Here is a 14,982-nt window from a genome sequence, read left to right as displayed (position 1 = left end):
GCAAGAGGAGAGTGCAAGTGAGTGAGTCGTTGTCCATCCATCATGATGAGTCCAGCCACCAGTTCGTCACGACGGTGGACGGTCATCGTGCCTACCTGGCCTACATGGATCTGGGCAAGCAGACGCTGGACATCTACCGCACCTTCGTGCCCGACAGCCTGCGCGGCCGCGGCATCGCCGCGGCGCTCACCGAGCACGCGCTGCAGTACGCCGAGCGCAAGGGCTACAGCGTGATTCCCTCCTGCTCCTACGTCGAGCGCTACCTGGAGCGCCATCCGCGCCACGCCGACCGCATGGCCTGAGCCGCCAGCACCCAATGAAAACGCCGGGCATTGCCCGGCGTTTTTCGTTGTGTCCGATTCAGCCGCGCTGGCGCTTGGGCAGCACGTCCTTGAGCTTGGCGTGCATGCTGCGCACGGCCTTCTCGGTGGTTTCCCAGTCGATGCAGGCGTCGGTGACGGAGACGCCGTACTGCAGCTGGCAGAGGTCCTTCGGGATCGGCTGGTTGCCCCAGCCCAGGTGGCTTTCCACCATCAGGCCGACGATGGAGTTGTTGCCTTCGACGATCTGGTTGGCGACGTTGTCCATCACCAGCGGCTGCAGCGCCGGGTCCTTGTTGGAGTTGGCGTGGCTGCAGTCGACCATGACGTTCGGCGGCACCTTGGCCTTGTTCAGCTCCTGCTCGCACAGGGCCACGCTCACCGAGTCGTAGTTCGGCTTGCCGTTGCCGCCGCGCAGCACCACGTGGCCGTAGCGGTTGCCCTTGGTGGTGACGATGGAGACGCCGCCTTCCTGGTTGATGCCGAGGAAACGGTGCGGGCTGGAGACCGACTGCAGGGCGTTGATCGCCACGGTCAGGCTGCCGTCGGTGCCGTTCTTGAAGCCGACCGCGGAGGACAGGCCGGAGGCCATCTCGCGGTGGGTCTGGGATTCGGTGGTGCGCGCGCCGATGGCCGACCAGCTGATCAGGTCCTGCAGGTACTGCGGGGAGATCGGGTCGAGCGCCTCGGTGGCGGTGGGCAGGCCCATCTCGGCGAGGTCGCGCAGCAGCTGGCGGCCGATGTGCAGGCCGTCCTGGATCTTGAAGGAGTCGTCCAGGTAGGGGTCGTTGATCAGGCCTTTCCAGCCCACGGTGGTGCGCGGTTTCTCGAAGTACACGCGCATTACCAGGAACAGGCTGTCGGCGACTTCGGCGGCCAGGACCTTGAGGCGCTCGGCGTATTCGTGGGCGGCCTTGACGTCGTGGATGGAGCAGGGGCCGATCACCACGAACAGGCGGTGGTCCTTGCCATCGAGGATGTCGCGGACGACCTGGCGGCCATGGGCGACGGTCTGCCGGGCGGCTTCGGTCAGGGGGATTTCGCGCTTGAGCTGCTCCGGCGTGATCAGGGTCTCGTTGGAGGCAACGTTAAGGTCGTCGATCTGTAAATCAGCCATCGTGGTACTCAGTCAGGTCACGGGTGCCGGCCGCCAGGAACCCCCCATGCGATGGGGCGCAGGCATGAATCTCGCTAAGGGGAAGTCGAACCTTAACGCGTCGGACGCCGGCTCGACAATGGGCAGGCAGCGGGAAAATGCCCGGATGACGGGGTTCGGCGCCGTTTCAGATGGCGCAGAACAGGGGGAAGTCGGCGGCGTTGCAGGCGATCCACTCCAGCGCCGTGTCTTCCACCGGCTGCGCCTGCCCGCTTTCGCGCTCGCGCTGGCGCCGGAAGTGCTCGATCTGGCAGACCTGCTCGACCATGCGCGCGCGGAACAGGGTGTCTTCGTCGAGGAAGGCCACGCCCACCAGGTAGTCGTCGCTGAGCTTGCGGCTCCAGGCCACCACGCCGGGGTAGCGCGCGGCGTCGCCCAGCAGCGGGATGCGCAGCTCGACCGCGGTGCCGCGGCGGAAACCGCGCGGGGCGTTGCAGGCCACCCCGCCGAGGCTGATATTGTACAGGCGCTGGCGCGGCAGGAAGAGCTGCCTGCGGACCACCAGCTCCACCGGTAGATCACAGGGGTGACGCAGGAACTGTCGCATGACGGAAGGCTCCGACTGCAATCTTTTTGGCGTTGGCATTGGGCAAAGTATAGTGCCGTCGCTGGAACTCACCGACCTGGATGCCGATCACCGGTTGCTCGAATTGCCCGGCGACTCACTGCTGGTGTTCAGCGCCGAGGGCTGCGCTTCCTGCCGCTGGGCCCGCGCGCAGTTGCCGGGCATGGGGCTGCCGGTGCGGCGCTTGTGCTGGGTCGATGCCGGGCGCAATGGCGGCCTGGTCGAGCGTTATGAAGTCTTCCACCTGCCGGCGCTGTTCCTGGTGCGCGACGGCGCCTTCCATGGCCGCCTCGACGCGCCCCTGCGCGCCGGCCCACTGGCCCAGGCCCTGCGCGCCGCGGCCTTGCGCATTCCCGAGGAGTTGCCCTGAATGACTGTTTCCCCCGTCCGCATCGGCGTGATCGGCACTGGCGCCATCGGCGGTTTCTACGGCCTGATGCTGGCCCGCGCCGGCTTCGACGTGCATTTCCTGCTGCGCAGCGAATACGCCGCGGTGGCCGAGCACGGCCTGCGCCTGAACAGCCAGGTGCACGGCACGCTGGGCCTGGCGCCGGTGCAGGCCTATCACGACGTCGCCGACCTGCCGCCGTGCGACTGGCTGCTGGTGGGCGCCAAGACCACCAGCAACGCCGAGCTGGCGCCGCTGATCGCCCGCGCCGCGGCGCCGGGCGCCAAGGTCCTGCTGCTGCAGAACGGCCTGGCGGTGGAGGAGGGCCTGCGCCCGCTGTTGCCAGACTCGCTGCACCTGCTCGGCGGGCTCTGCTACATCTGCGTGCACCGCTCCGCCCCCGGGGTGATCGAGCACCAGGCCCTGGGCGCGGTGCACCTGGGCTACCACAGCGGGCCGGCTGCCGCTGCCGCCGGCCAGGCCATTGCCGAGGAGGGCGCAGCGCTGTTCCGCAAGGCCGGGCTGGATTCCGTGGCGATGCCGGCGCTGGAGCACGCGCGCTGGCAGAAGCTGGTGTGGAACGTCCCCTACAACGGCCTGTCGGTGCTGCTCGACAGCGGCACCCGGGCGCTGATGGCCAACGCCGACAGCCGCGCGCTGATCGCCGCCATCATGGACGAGGTGATGGCCGGCGCCGCCGCCTGCGGCCATGAGTTGCCGGCCGGCTACCCGGCGGCGATGCTGAGCGCGACCGAACGCATGCCCGACTACCTGCCGAGCATGTACCACGACTTCGCCCAGCGCCGGCCGCTGGAGCTGCAGGCGATCTATGATGCGCCCCTGGCCGCGGCGGCCGCCGCCGGGGTGGCGATGCCACGCATCGAGGCGCTGCAACGGGCGCTACGCTTCATCGACGCGCGCAACCAGGCGCGCTGATCCATCACGGGGGAACGGGCAATGGGCAAGGGGCTGGGCGACAAGCTGGTGGTGGCGATCTCCTCGCGGGCGCTGTTCGACCTGGACGAGAGTCACCGCATCTACGAATCCGAAGGCGTGGAGGCCTACCGGCAGTACCAGATCGCCCACGAGGACGAGGTGCTGCCGCCCGGCGACGCCTTCGCCCTGGTGCAGAAGCTGCTGGGGCTCAACGAGATGCTCGGCCGGCAATTGGTGGAAGTGGTGCTGGTCTCGCGCAACAGCGCCGACACCGGCCTGCGGGTGTTCAACTCCATCCAGCAGCACGGCCTGGGCATCTCCCGCGCGGCCTTCGTCGGCGGGCGCAGCCCATACCCGTACCTGGCGGCGTTCGGCTGCCACCTGTTCCTCTCCACCCACGTCGAGGACGTGCGCAGCGCCCTGGAGAACGGCTTCGCCGCGGCCACCATCCTCTCCGCCGGGGCCCGCCGCGAGACCGCCGGTGAACTGCGTTTCGCCTTCGACGGCGACGCCGTGCTGTTCTCCGACGAGGCCGAGCGGGTGTTCCAGCAGGGCGGCCTGGAGGCCTTCCAGACGCGCGAGCAGGAGTCCGCCCGCGAGCCGCTGGGCGGCGGCCCGTTCAAGCCCTTCCTGGCGGCGCTGAACCGCGTGCAGCAGGCCTTCCCCCAGGAGTCCTGCCCGATCCGCACGGCGCTGGTCACCGCGCGCTCGGCGCCGGCCCACGAGCGCGTCATCCGCACCCTGCGCGAATGGGACATCCGCCTGGACGAATCGCTGTTCCTCGGCGGCCTGGACAAGTCGGCGTTCCTCGAGGCCTTCAGCGCCGACGTGTTCTTCGACGACCAGCCCGGGCATTGCGAGCGGGCCCGGGAGGTGGTCGCCACCGGCCACGTGCCCCACGGCGTCAGCAACGAGCCGCAGACGGCCAGCTAGCGCGGCCTCGGCCGCTTGCTGCTACTCTGCTCAGAGGCCCGCCGCCAAGGCAGTAGGAGGCCGCATGATCCGATCGATTCTCTACGCTACCGACCTTGGTCTCTACGCCCCGTACGTCCTCCAGCACGCCATGTCCCTCGCCCGCGCCTACGACGCCGAGATCCACGTGGTGCACGCCGTGGAGCCGATGGGGCTGTTCGCCGACTCCGTGCTGCAGACCTACCTGGATGCCGACACCCTCGCCGAGCTGCGCAGCAGCGGTTTGAGCACCGTCATGGGCAACATCGAGCGGCGGGTGATGGAAGGCTTCCGCGACGAACTCGGCGAGCTGCACGAGGAGTCGGACATGATCCGTTCGGTGCGCGTGCTGCAGGGCGACCCGCCGCAGGTGATCCTCGACGAGGCGCAGCGCCTGGCCGTGGACCTGATAGTCGCCGGCAGCCACAGCCACGGCGAGGGCATGAACACGCCCCTGGGGCGTACCGCCGCACGGGTGGTGCAACTGGCGGAAGTGCCGGTCTACCTGGTGCCCATGTTGCAGCACCGCAGCTGAAGGCGGCTGCGCGACGAACGGACGCGGCGCTCTGCCGCGCACTTTTCCCGGTGTCCGTGGGTTGCCGGGATGTTGCCATAGGGGACGTAGTAGGCAAGCTCGAAAAAAACGTCTAACTTTATTCCTCAAACCATTAATATGGTTATAAAAGCAGAGCCCGGGTCGCGGGCCGCGACATCCATTTCGAGGAATCTCCATGAAGCTTCAGCAACTGCGCTATATCTGGGAAGTCGCGCACCACGACCTCAACGTTTCCGCCACCGCGCAGAGCCTGTACACGTCGCAGCCGGGCATCAGCAAGCAGATCCGCCTGCTGGAAGACGAACTGGGCGTGGAAGTCTTCGCCCGCAGCGGCAAGCACCTGACCCGCGTCACCCCGGCCGGCGAGCGCATCATCAACACCGCCGGCGAGATCCTGCGCAAGGTCGAGAGCATCAAGCAGATCGCCCAGGAATTCTCCAACGAGAAGAAGGGCACCCTGTCCATCGCCACCACCCACACCCAGGCGCGCTACGCGCTGCCGGGCGTGATCAGCGGCTTCATCAAGCAGTACCCGGACGTCTCCCTGCACATGCATCAGGGCACGCCGATGCAGATCGCCGAGATGGCCGCCGACGGCACCGTCGACTTCGCCATCGCCACCGAGGCCCTGGAGCTGTTCGGCGACCTGATCATGATGCCCTGCTACCGCTGGAACCGCTGCGTGATCGTGCCCCAGGGCCACCCGCTGACCAAGGTGCCGAAGCTGACCCTGGAACTGCTCGCCGAGCAGCCGATCGTCACCTACGTGTTCGGCTTCACCGGCCGCTCCAAGCTGGACGAGGCCTTCAACCAGCGCGGCCTGGTGCCCAAGGTGGTGTTCACCGCCGCCGACGCCGACGTGATCAAGACATACGTGCGCCTGGGCCTGGGCGTGGGCATCGTGGCGCACATGGCGGTGGACCCGAAACTGGACAGCGACCTGGTGATGCTCGACGCCAGCCACCTGTTCGAGTCCAGCGTGACCAAGATCGGCTTCCGCCGCGGTACCTTCCTGCGCGGCTTCATGTGCGACTTCATCGAGAAGTTCGCCCCGCACCTGACCCGCGAGCTGCTGGCCAAGGCTGTGCAGTGCCACAACAAGGCCGAGCTGGATGAGCTGTTCGAAGGGATCGAGCTGCCGGTTTATTGAGGCTGGTGTGAAACGGGTGGGGTAGGTGGGGTTTAGTTGAGTTGCTGCGGGTGGTGGCTGCTGGTGGGGTAGGTGTTGGGTTCAAGAGCGCCCTCTCCCCAACCCTCTCCCGCAAGCGGGAGCGGGGGCTGTCCTGAGCGGTGCGTCGCTCAGGCGCCATCCTCCCACTCCTAACCTCACCTCGTCATTCCCGCGGACGCGGGAACCCAGAGACTGCGGGGTTCGCGAGCAAGCTCGCTCCTACGAAGAGCAAAAGCAAAAGCGCGTTTGCTCTTGCTTTTGGACTTCCAGAGAAACATCCGCGCACTCCGAAACGCCCCTTCAGAAGGCCGAGCGAAACCCGCGCTCAGGAGGTCATGCGACATGGATGTCGCGAGAGCCCCGCGGGCTACAGGGACGTACCCTCGGGGCGGGCCTCCGTGGCGGGGGAGTTCGTGAGGGTAGCCCGGCTTTGTCGGGCCCGTATGTTGGGGCAAGCCTTTTTGGTTCCTTTTGTGGCGTTTGACAAAAGGGACTCGCCCGAGGGGGCGAAACAAAAAATCTCCGCAGACTCGGAGCGGCGCGCTACACCAAGCCCAACCCCAAAGAAGTCTCTGGGGTCCCGCGTCCGCGGGAATGACGAGGTTGTTAAGGAAGGAGCGAGAGGCAAGGCTCACAACCGAATCCATGCCGCTCGCCAGACACATTCAGTGACGCAGCCACCCCCGGCTGATGGCCGGCGCCAGAACGTGTCGGTACAGCGTCTCGGCTCGGGCCGTGAGCGCACCGCCATGACGCTGCCAGAGCAGCCAGACCATGCTGTTGCTCACCGCTGCAACGGCCAGCGCGCCGAGCATATCCAGCGGAGAGTGGATGCCCAGATAGACCCTCGCGTAGCCCACCGCCAGCCCGACGGCGCCGATCAACGCACCTAGTAGCCAGGCGTCATCGAACAGCAGACTGAGGGCGCAGCCAGCGAATATGGTCAGGTGGTCGCTGGGGAAGGAGGCGTTGGCGGCGTGGGCCAGCCAGGCGTGGCCCAGGCCTATGGCGAAGGGCCGCGGGTGCGGCCAGAACAGCCCGATCAGCTGGCTGGAGGCCAGCGCCACGGCGGTCACTCCCAGGGCTCGCAGCAGATGGCCGCGCAGGCCGTGGTCACCCCGGCACCACAGGTACAGCAATGCCAGCGGCAACAGGTAGAGCGGCACGGTGGCGATGAAGCGCGCGGCGTCGATCAGCCAGGCTGGCGTCTGCGCGGTGGCGTTGATGGCGAGGAACGCCTGGCGGTCGAGCGCTTCCAGCAGGCTGGGGCCGGGAGTAGGGAGCAAGGTGGGCATGGTCGATTCTTGTAAGGGGGCACGCGGGACTATAGGCGTCGGAGCCTGAAGGCGACATTAAGCCAGGGCGCGGATCAGAGCCGGTCGAGGTCGTTGCGCCCGGCCAGCTCGGCCAGTACCTCGGGCGAATCCTGCGGCGCCGGGCCGCGGCCTTCGAGTATCTCGTGGAGGAAGCTCATGAACACGGTGAACACCTGCTCGCGGCCGTCGTCGTGGCGCACCACGAAGAAGGGCGCGCTGTCCACGCCGTACTGGGCGGCGACCATCCAGCCGGCGCTGCCCGGGTTGCGTTCGTCGGCCACCAGCACGCGGTCGATGCGCGGCAGGTAGCCGCCTTTCTCCAGGCGCTGCTGCACGTCCTTGCACTTGCCGCAGTCCTCGCCGTCGGCCAGGACCTTCTTGACCATGGTGATGCGCATGGGGCTTTCCTCTCGCGGTAGGGGCAGGGCCTACCTTAAGCGCTGCGGCGCCGGCGGAAAACCCGCCGGCGACGAGCTCAGCCCTTGGTGATCAGGTTGCCGGCGTGCAGGCCGCATTCCTTCTGGGTGGCTTCCTCCCACCACCAGCGGCCTTCGCGCTCGTGCTGGTTGGGCAGCACCGGGCGGGTGCAGGGCTCGCAGCCGATGCTGATGAAGCCGCGCTCGTGCAGGCTGTTGTAGGGGATCTCCAGCATGCGGATGTAGGCCCAGACTTCCTCGCTGCTCATGCTGGCCAGCGGGTTGAACTTGTACAGCGGCTTTTCCGCCGTGGAGAAGGCGCCGTCCAGCTCGACCACCGCCACCTGGCTGCGGGTGCCGGGGCTCTGGTCCTTGCGCTGGCCGGTGGCCCAGGCGCTGACGGTGGCGAGCTTGCGCTTGAGCGGCTCGATCTTGCGGATGCCGCAGCACTCGCCGTGGCCGTCCTTGTAGAAGCTGAACAGGCCCTTTTCCTTGACGAAGGGCTCCAGCAGGCGCGGATCGGGGGTCATGACCTCGATGGCGATGCCGTAGTGCTCGCGCACCTGCTCGATGAAGCGGTAGGTCTCCGGGTGCAGGCGGCCGGTGTCCAGGCTGAACACCTTGACGTTCTTGTTGATCTTCCAGGCCATGTCCAGCAGCACCACGTCCTCGGCGCCGCTGAAGGAGATCCACAGGTCGTCGCCGAAGTGCTCGAAGGCGAACTTGAGGATGTCCTGGGGGGACTTGCTGGCATAGGTCGCGGCGATTTCGGCGACGTCGAACGGATGGCTCATCAGGCGGTTTTCCACTTGTACTTGCGCGGTGCGCTATAAGACTGCCGATCTTAACAAAGGCAGGGATATGCCCCTAAATAACCATCAGGAAGGTCGACTGTATGCTTTGGGTATAAGCGCCGCGTTGCGCCGGCCCGGGCGAGCCGCTAGAGTGCCGCCTTCTGTCCAAACCTGCGGGGAATCGTTCGTGGAAATCGCCTGTCTCGACCTGGAAGGGGTACTGGTCCCGGAAATCTGGATCGCCTTCGCTGAAAAAACCGGTATCGAAGCGCTCAAGGCGACTACCCGCGATATCCCGGACTACGACGTGCTGATGCAGCAGCGCCTGCGCATCCTCGACGAGCACGGCCTGAAGCTGGCCGACATCCAGGAAGTGATCGCCACCCTGAAGCCGCTGGAAGGCGCGGTGGAGTTCGTCGACTGGCTGCGCGAGCGCTTCCAGGTGGTGATCCTCTCCGACACCTTCTACGAGTTCTCCCAGCCGCTGATGCGCCAGCTGGGCTTCCCGACCCTGCTGTGCCACAAGCTGGTCACCGACGAGACCGACCGCGTGGTCGGCTACCAGCTACGCCAGAAGGACCCCAAGCGTCAGTCGGTGATCGCCCTGAAGAGCCTGTACTACCGCGTGATCGCCGCCGGCGACTCGTACAACGACACCACCATGCTCAGCGAAGCCCACGCCGGCATCCTGTTCCATGCGCCGGAGAACGTCATCCGCGAGTTCCCGCAGTTCCCGGCGGTGCACACCTACGAGGACCTGAAGCAGGAGTTCCTCAAGGCGTCGAACCGCCAGCTCGGTCTGTAATGCCGGCGGGCCGGTGATGGCCCGGGGTTCGAGAAAGAACGCCGTTTCCCGTCATGGGAAACGGCGTTTTTTGTTGGTTTCAGGGGGAGGGGCCGACGCACCGGTGGCACGGCCAACGGCGCATAACCGCGAACGGTTATGCGCCCTACGTCGCTGGGTTCCCGCGTTCGCGGGAATGACGAGGGGGGTTAGGAGTTTCAGGATGACTCCAGATTCTCCGAGCACTCAGGACAGCCCCCTCTCCCTTCAGGGAGAGGGTTGGGGAGAGGGCGCTCTTGCATCCAACGCCGCAGCCGCCGGGGAATCCTGTTCGCGAGCAAGCTCGCTCCTACAGGGGAGCGCCTTCCACGATCACACGCGGAACTGCCCCATCAACCCCTGCTGGTGATTCGCCAGGTCATTCAACGACTGGCTGATCTGCGCCGACTCCTGGGCCTGGCCCGACAGCGATTCGGTCACGTCGCGGATGCCCGCCACGTTGCGGTTGATCTCCTCGGCCACCGCGCTCTGTTCCTCGGCGGCGCTGGCGATCTGCAGGTTCATGTCGTTGATCACCCCCACCGCCTCGCCGATGCGCTGCAACGCCGCCACCGCCTGCTCGACCTGGCTGACGCTGCCCTGGGCCTGCTGGTGGCTGCTGTGCATGGCGGTGACCACTTCGCGGGTGCCGTTCTGCAGGCCTTCGATCACCTGGCGGATTTCCTCCACCGAGTCCTGGGTGCGCTTGGCCAGGTTGCGCACTTCGTCGGCCACCACCGCGAAGCCGCGCCCGGCCTCGCCGGCGCGGGCCGCTTCGATGGCGGCGTTGAGCGCCAGCAGGTTGGTCTGCTCGGCGATGGCGCGGATCACTTCCAGCACCGAGCCGATCTGCTCGCTGCTGGCGGCCAGGCCTTCGACCTGGGTCATGGCCTGGCTCATGTCGCGGGCCAGTTCGTCGATGGCGCGGGTGGTCTGGTCGATCACCGCCAGGCCGTCGCGGGTGGCGCCGTCGGCACCGCGGGCGGCGTCGGCGGCTTTGGCGGCGCTGTTGGCTACGTCGTGGGCGGTGGCGCTCATTTCCTGGGAGGCGGTGGCCACCTGCTCGATCTCGCGGAACTGCTGCTGCATGCCGGCGCTGGTCTGGGTCGACAGCGCGGCGGACTGGTCGGCGGTGGCGCGGGCGTCCTGCACCGAGGCCTTCACGTCGCGGATGATCGGCTGCAGCTTGTCGAGGAAACGGTTGAACCAGCCGGCCAGCTCGCCGAGTTCATCCTGGCCCTGGTATTTCAGGCGCTGGGTCAGGTCGCCCTCGCCGCTGGCGATGTCGCGCAGCATGCCGGCCACGCCGAGGATCGGGCGGGTCACGCCGCGGGCGGTCAGCCATACCAGCAGCAGGCCGAGCAGGGCGGCGAGCAGGCCCAGGCCGAGTTCGACGACGGTGCCCTGGGTGCGTTGCTGGTCCAGTTCCTGCTGCAGCTTCACCGCCGGGCCCTGCAAGGCCTGCAGCGGCACGTCGATGAGCACGCCCCAGGCATCGGCCTCGGGGATCGGACGCAGCGGTTGCAGGGCGCGCAGGTCGCCGTCGTGTTCGAGGATCTTGTGCTGGTCGGCGCCCAGCAGTTGCTGCAACTGCTCGCTCTGGGAGGGGTAGACCTCCTGCAGCTTCCTGCCGAGCTTGCCGGCGTCGGCGCTGTAGCCGGCGAGCAGGCCGGCGGGGCTGATGATGGCGACGCGGCTCTGGCCTTCGTAGAGTTCCTGGCTGCCTTCATGGGCGATTTCCTGCAGGCGGTCGAGGGCGATGTCCACGCCCAGCACGCCGACCAGCTTACCGTCCACCTGCAGGGGCAGGGCGATGCTGGTCATGAGGATCTTGCGGTTGCCCACTTCGTCGACGTAGGGCTCCAGCACGCAGGTCTTGCCGGCGGCCTTCGGGCAGGTGTACCAGGCGTTGTAGGCCGCGCCGCTGGGGCCGGGGCTGGTGTCGGCGAGCATCTTCTCGTCCATCGGCTCGGCTTCCAGCTTGCCGGGGGTGGCCTGCGCCCAGTATTGCGAGAAGCGCCCCTTTTCGTTGCTGCCGATCTCCGTGCGGCCTTCGGCCTGGGCGTCATGGCCGTCGAGGGCGTCGGGCTCGAAGGCGAGGTACAGCCCGAGCAGTTCGGGGTTGGCCGCCACCGCATCGCGCATCTGCCGGTTCAGCTCCTCGCGCAGGGCCAGGGTGTCCAGGCCGCGCTGGGCGGCGAGCTGGCGCACGGCCAAAGCTTGCCGGGCGAAGCTCTGCGCGTAGCGGTAGGCGTCGCTGAAGTAGCGCTGGATGCGCATCGCCTGGATTTCGCCGCGGGCGCGCAGACGGGCTTCGGCGGCATCGTCCAGCATGTGCGTGCTGGATTCCTTCACCAGCGCGGTGCTGTGCTGCATGCGGAAGATCGAGAGGCCGGCGAGCAGCGAGACCACGCCGAGCAGGCACAGGCCCGCGAGCAGGGTGATCTTCCACTGGATGGAGAGGCGACGAAAAGGCATGGGGGTGTCCTCTGCGGGAACCTTGGGGGTGTTCGGAAATATCGGCATCTGTGCGATTTTCTTTACAGACATTGCTGCCGTCCGTCGGCTGGGCCTCTGGGGCGCCAGTCTCGCGCCGGGTTGCACTTCGCCACCCATCTGCTGACTAATGTGCAGGCCACTCTCGGCAGATGGGATTGCACATGCTCGATTCGAAACTGGAAAACCGGACGTTCCTGATACTGCTGGCGGTGGTCAGCATCGCCTTCGCCTGGCTGCTGCTGCCGTTCTACGGCGCGGTGTTCTGGGGCACCATCCTGGCCATCATCTTCACCCCCGTGCACCGCCGGCTGCAGGTGCGCCTGGGCGGGCGCCGGAACCTGGCGGCGCTGATCACATTGAGCGCCTGCATCCTCATCGTGATCCTGCCGGTGATCTTCATCGCCGGCTCGCTGGTGCAGGAAGGCGCCAACCTCTACCAGAGCCTGAAGTCCGGCCAGCTGAACCTCGCCGGCCTGGTGCAGCAGGCCTTCGCCGCCTTGCCGCCGTGGGCCCACCAGTGGCTGGAGCGCTTCGACCTGGGCGACCTCTCGAGCCTGCAGGAGAAGCTTTCCAGCGGCGCCATGCAGGCCAGCCAGTTCGTCGCCACCAAGGCCTTCAGCATCGGCCAGAACACCTTCGACTTCGTCGTCAGCTTCGGCGTGATGCTCTACCTGCTGTTCTTCCTGCTGCGCGACGGCCGCACCCTGGGCCGGCGGATCAAGCAGGCGGTGCCGCTGGACCACGAGCACAAGCAGCATCTGTTCACCAAGTTCACCACCGTGGTGCGCGCCACGGTGAAGGGCAACATCGCCGTGGCCGCCACCCAGGGCGCGCTGGGCGGGTTGATCTTCTGGTTCCTCGGCATCCAGGGCTCGCTGCTGTGGGGCACGCTGATGGCCTTCCTGTCGCTGCTGCCGGCGATAGGCGCGGGGCTGGTATGGGTGCCGGTGGCGGCCTGGTTCCTGCTCACCGGGGCGATCTGGCAGGGCGTGGTGCTGATCCTCTTCTGCGTGCTGGTGATCGGCCTGGTGGACAACATCCTGCGCCCGATCCTAGTGGGCAAGGACACCAAGATGCCCGACTACGTGGTGCTGATCTCCACCCTGGGCGGCATGTCGCTGTTCGGCCTCAACGGCTTCGTCATCGGCCCGCTGATCGCCGCGCTGTTCATCGCCAGCTGGGACCTGTTCACCGGCCGCGAGGAACTGGAAGACCCGGCGGGGTAGGGGAGGGCCTGAGGATTGCGTAGGAGCAACGGTCTGCGCCGAGGTGCTTTTCGTAGGATGGGTTGAGCTTGCGAAACCCATGCGGTTGCGCTGATGGGTATCGCTTCGCTCAACACCATCCTACGAAAAGCCATGCTCGCTCATGCGGTAGGAGCGGACTCTGTCCGCGATGGCATGAACGCCGGCCTTGCCGGCGGAGTCGCGGATAAGATCCGCTCCTACGCTCCAGGAAGCACGGCTTTTCGTAGGAGCGAGCTTGCTCGCGAATGAGCTCCGCAGCGGCGCCTGTTCGCGAGCAAGCTCGCTCCTACGAAGAACAATCCCGGCGCGTACGAACAGCTTTTCGCAGGCAACAAAAAACCCCGCCGAGGCGGGGTTTTTCTTTGCTGCCTGCGATCAGCCGGCGACGGCTACCGCCAGGCCGGAGTGCTGGAGGATGTCCAGCAGCGGCTGCGGGTAGACGCCGAGGAAGAAGGCCAGCAGGGCGATGGCCACCAGCATGATGCCGCCGGCGCGCTGGGCCCAGTCCAGGGGCGCGTCGTGGCGCTTCATGTTCGGCTCGACCAGGAACAGGGTGACCATGACGCGCAGGTAGTAGTACAGGCCGATGGCGCTGCCCAGCACCAGGGTGCCGACCAGCCACCACAGGTGCGACTCGACGCCGCTGGCGATGACGTAGAACTTGCCGATGAAGCCGGCGGTCAGCGGGATGCCGGCCAGGGACAGCATCATCACGGTCATCACCGCGGTCAGCACCGGACGGCGCCAGAACAGGCCGCGGTACTCGAACAGCGCGTCGGCGTCGCGGCCGCCGTAGGGGGTGGACATCAGGGTGACCACGCCGAAGGCGCCCAGGGTGGTGACCACGTAGGTGGTCAGGTAGACGCCGACGGTCTCCACGGCCAGGCCGTTGCTGGCCACCACGGCGATCAGCAGGTAGCCCAGGTGGGCGATGGAGGAGTAGCCGAGCAGGCGCTTGAGGTTGCTCTGGGTCAGTGCCAGCAGGTTGCCGACCAGGATCGAGATGACCGCGATGACCGCCAGGGCGACGTGCAGCACGCCGCTGTGCAGGGCCGCCGGGGCGATCTGGAACAGGCGCAGCAGCACGGCGAACACGGCGACCTTGGCGGCGGTGGCGAGGAACGCCGCCACCGGGGCCGGGGCGCCTTCGTAGACGTCCGGGGTCCACAGGTGGAAGGGCGCCAGCGACAGCTTGAAGCCCAGGCCCACCAGCATCATGCCCACGCCGATGGTCAGCAGCGGGCTGTGCACGGTGCCTTCGGCCAGGGCGCTGCCCAGGCCGGCGAAGTCCAGGGTGCCGGCTTCGGCGTAGAGCATGGCCATGCCGAACAGCAGGAAGGCCGAGCCCGCCGCGGACAGCACGGTGTACTTGATGCCGGCTTCGAGGCTGCGCTTGTTGAAGAAGGCGTAGGCCACCATGCCGTAGACCGGCACCGAGAGCAGTTCCAGGCCGATGAACAGGCCGGCCAGGTTCTGCGCCGCCACCAGCACCAGGCCGCCGGCGGTGGCCAGCAGCAGGAGCAGGTAGAGCTCCTCGCGGTTGCCCGGGTAGCTCTCCATGTAGGCATGGGCGAGGGTCGAGCAGGCGAGGGCGGCGATCAGGATCAGCGCCGAGTAGAACAGCGCGAAGTTGTCGATCAGCAGCAGCGGGGTGACGGCGATGGGCGTCGCCTTGATCGCCCAGAGGATCGACAGCAGTGCCAGGTTGAGGCCGATCATCGAGAGGGTGGCGATCAGCCGGTGATTGCGTTTCCAGGCGACCGCGAGCATCACCACCACCAGGGTGGCGCTGGTGATGAGCAGCGGCAGGAGCGCGATGAAGTGTTGGATCGTGAAGGTCATTT

At 67.1% G+C, this 14,982-nt stretch carries 15 protein-coding genes and 1 pseudogene; 8 read left to right on the top strand and 8 right to left on the bottom strand.

The features are described 5' to 3' along the window. Positions 1-17: 17 nt before the first annotated feature. Positions 18-302, top strand: a complete 285-nt coding sequence (locus BM060_RS14415; protein ID WP_009623398.1) for a GNAT family N-acetyltransferase — start codon at positions 18-20, stop codon at positions 300-302. A gap of 58 nt (positions 303-360) precedes the next feature. Here the strand turns inward: BM060_RS14415 and BM060_RS14410 are convergent, their stop codons facing one another. Beyond that, positions 361-1,437: a 3-deoxy-7-phosphoheptulonate synthase gene (locus tag BM060_RS14410; RefSeq protein WP_074980685.1), complete on the bottom strand. Its 1,077-nt coding sequence runs from the start codon at positions 1,435-1,437 to the stop codon at positions 361-363. A gap of 166 nt (positions 1,438-1,603) precedes the next feature. Continuing rightward, on the bottom strand, positions 1,604-2,023 hold the full coding sequence (locus BM060_RS14405) for a PilZ domain-containing protein (protein ID WP_024128653.1): 420 nt from the start codon (positions 2,021-2,023) through the stop codon (positions 1,604-1,606). On the opposite strand from BM060_RS14405, the gene BM060_RS14400 reads away from it, so the two are divergent. The 5 genes from BM060_RS14400 to cysB all read left to right on the top strand — a co-directional run bounded on the left by BM060_RS14400 (position 2,022) and on the right by cysB (position 6,022). Next, positions 2,022-2,411, top strand: a complete 390-nt coding sequence (locus tag BM060_RS14400; RefSeq protein WP_009623296.1) for a YbbN family protein — start codon at positions 2,022-2,024, stop codon at positions 2,409-2,411. The two genes, BM060_RS14405 and BM060_RS14400, sit on opposite strands and share 2 nt — an antisense overlap. Then, positions 2,412-3,365, top strand: coding sequence for a putative 2-dehydropantoate 2-reductase (locus BM060_RS14395; protein ID WP_074980684.1), 954 nt, complete (start codon positions 2,412-2,414; stop codon positions 3,363-3,365). 21 nt (positions 3,366-3,386) lie between these two features. After that, positions 3,387-4,298 carry a 5'-nucleotidase gene (locus tag BM060_RS14390; protein ID WP_074980683.1) on the top strand — a complete coding sequence of 304 codons (912 nt, stop codon included), beginning with the start codon at positions 3,387-3,389 and terminating at the stop codon, positions 4,296-4,298. Positions 4,299-4,362: 64 nt separating this feature from the next. Further along, positions 4,363-4,851, top strand: a complete 489-nt coding sequence (locus BM060_RS14385; RefSeq protein ID WP_009623290.1) for a universal stress protein — start codon at positions 4,363-4,365, stop codon at positions 4,849-4,851. A 196-nt stretch (positions 4,852-5,047) separates the two neighbouring features. Then, entirely contained in the window at positions 5,048-6,022 is a 975-nt protein-coding gene (gene cysB, locus BM060_RS14380) for an HTH-type transcriptional regulator CysB (RefSeq protein WP_074980682.1), read from the top strand. A gap of 686 nt (positions 6,023-6,708) precedes the next feature. Here the strand turns inward: cysB and BM060_RS14375 are convergent. From BM060_RS14375 to BM060_RS14365, 3 genes are all read right to left on the bottom strand, one after another. Beyond that, entirely contained in the window at positions 6,709-7,338 is a 630-nt protein-coding gene (locus BM060_RS14375) for a phosphatase PAP2 family protein (RefSeq protein ID WP_074980681.1), read from the bottom strand. Positions 7,339-7,412: 74 nt separating this feature from the next. Then, positions 7,413-7,757 (bottom strand): hypothetical protein, encoded by a 345-nt coding sequence (locus BM060_RS14370; protein WP_074980680.1) that lies wholly within the window; start codon positions 7,755-7,757, stop codon positions 7,413-7,415. Positions 7,758-7,834: 77 nt separating this feature from the next. Next, the gene (locus BM060_RS14365; protein ID WP_074980679.1) at positions 7,835-8,569 is read right to left on the bottom strand and encodes a phosphoadenylyl-sulfate reductase; all 735 of its coding nucleotides are present in this window, start codon (positions 8,567-8,569) and stop codon (positions 7,835-7,837) included. A gap of 187 nt (positions 8,570-8,756) precedes the next feature. Here BM060_RS14365 and thrH point away from each other — a divergent pair, with 187 nt between their 5' ends. Continuing rightward, positions 8,757-9,374 (top strand): bifunctional phosphoserine phosphatase/homoserine phosphotransferase ThrH, encoded by a 618-nt coding sequence (gene thrH, locus BM060_RS14360; RefSeq protein WP_058490163.1) that lies wholly within the window; start codon positions 8,757-8,759, stop codon positions 9,372-9,374. A 351-nt stretch (positions 9,375-9,725) separates the two neighbouring features. Here the strand turns inward: thrH and BM060_RS33720 are convergent, their stop codons facing one another. Together BM060_RS33720 and BM060_RS33715 are read right to left on the bottom strand one after the other, a co-directional pair. Beyond that, positions 9,726-10,481, bottom strand: a complete 756-nt coding sequence (locus tag BM060_RS33720) for a methyl-accepting chemotaxis protein (protein ID WP_439895978.1) — start codon at positions 10,479-10,481, stop codon at positions 9,726-9,728. Positions 10,482-10,583: 102 nt separating this feature from the next. Continuing rightward, positions 10,584-11,537, bottom strand: a pseudogene (locus tag BM060_RS33715) (methyl-accepting chemotaxis protein); the annotation flags it as partial. A gap of 515 nt (positions 11,538-12,052) precedes the next feature. Here BM060_RS33715 and BM060_RS14350 point away from each other — a divergent pair. Continuing rightward, positions 12,053-13,117, top strand: a complete 1,065-nt coding sequence (locus tag BM060_RS14350; RefSeq protein ID WP_074980677.1) for an AI-2E family transporter — start codon at positions 12,053-12,055, stop codon at positions 13,115-13,117. 396 nt (positions 13,118-13,513) lie between these two features. Here BM060_RS14350 and nuoN read toward each other — a convergent pair whose 3' ends face one another. Continuing rightward, the gene (gene nuoN / locus BM060_RS14345) at positions 13,514-14,980 is read right to left on the bottom strand and encodes an NADH-quinone oxidoreductase subunit NuoN (RefSeq protein WP_074980676.1); all 1,467 of its coding nucleotides are present in this window, start codon (positions 14,978-14,980) and stop codon (positions 13,514-13,516) included. Positions 14,981-14,982: the final 2 nt, after the last annotated feature.

It is taken from the genome of Pseudomonas citronellolis (assembly GCF_900112375.1).
Lineage (GTDB): Bacteria > Pseudomonadota > Gammaproteobacteria > Pseudomonadales > Pseudomonadaceae > Pseudomonas > Pseudomonas citronellolis.
This window is presented reverse-complemented; position numbering and strand designations above follow the sequence as displayed.

Excerpts from the sequence above, each read along its gene's own strand:
- cysB (WP_074980682.1), top strand. The coding sequence starts at position 5,048 with ATGAAGCTTCAGCAACTGCGCTATATCTGGGAAGTCGCGCACCACGAC.
- BM060_RS14365 (WP_074980679.1), bottom strand. The coding sequence starts at position 8,569 with ATGAGCCATCCGTTCGACGTCGCCGAAATCGCCGCGACCTATGCCAGC.
- nuoN (WP_074980676.1), bottom strand. The coding sequence starts at position 14,980 with ATGACCTTCACGATCCAACACTTCATCGCGCTCCTGCCGCTGCTCATC.
- BM060_RS14370 (WP_074980680.1), bottom strand. The coding sequence starts at position 7,757 with ATGCGCATCACCATGGTCAAGAAGGTCCTGGCCGACGGCGAGGACTGC.
- BM060_RS14395 (WP_074980684.1), top strand. The coding sequence starts at position 2,412 with ATGACTGTTTCCCCCGTCCGCATCGGCGTGATCGGCACTGGCGCCATC.
- BM060_RS14390 (WP_074980683.1), top strand. The coding sequence starts at position 3,387 with ATGGGCAAGGGGCTGGGCGACAAGCTGGTGGTGGCGATCTCCTCGCGG.
- BM060_RS14385 (WP_009623290.1), top strand. The coding sequence starts at position 4,363 with ATGATCCGATCGATTCTCTACGCTACCGACCTTGGTCTCTACGCCCCG.
- BM060_RS14405 (WP_024128653.1), bottom strand. The coding sequence starts at position 2,023 with ATGCGACAGTTCCTGCGTCACCCCTGTGATCTACCGGTGGAGCTGGTG.
- BM060_RS14350 (WP_074980677.1), top strand. The coding sequence starts at position 12,053 with ATGCTCGATTCGAAACTGGAAAACCGGACGTTCCTGATACTGCTGGCG.
- BM060_RS33720 (WP_439895978.1), bottom strand. The coding sequence starts at position 10,481 with ATGCAGCAGCAGTTCCGCGAGATCGAGCAGGTGGCCACCGCCTCCCAG.
- BM060_RS14375 (WP_074980681.1), bottom strand. The coding sequence starts at position 7,338 with ATGCCCACCTTGCTCCCTACTCCCGGCCCCAGCCTGCTGGAAGCGCTC.
- BM060_RS14410 (WP_074980685.1), bottom strand. The coding sequence starts at position 1,437 with ATGGCTGATTTACAGATCGACGACCTTAACGTTGCCTCCAACGAGACC.
- BM060_RS14400 (WP_009623296.1), top strand. The coding sequence starts at position 2,022 with ATGACGGAAGGCTCCGACTGCAATCTTTTTGGCGTTGGCATTGGGCAA.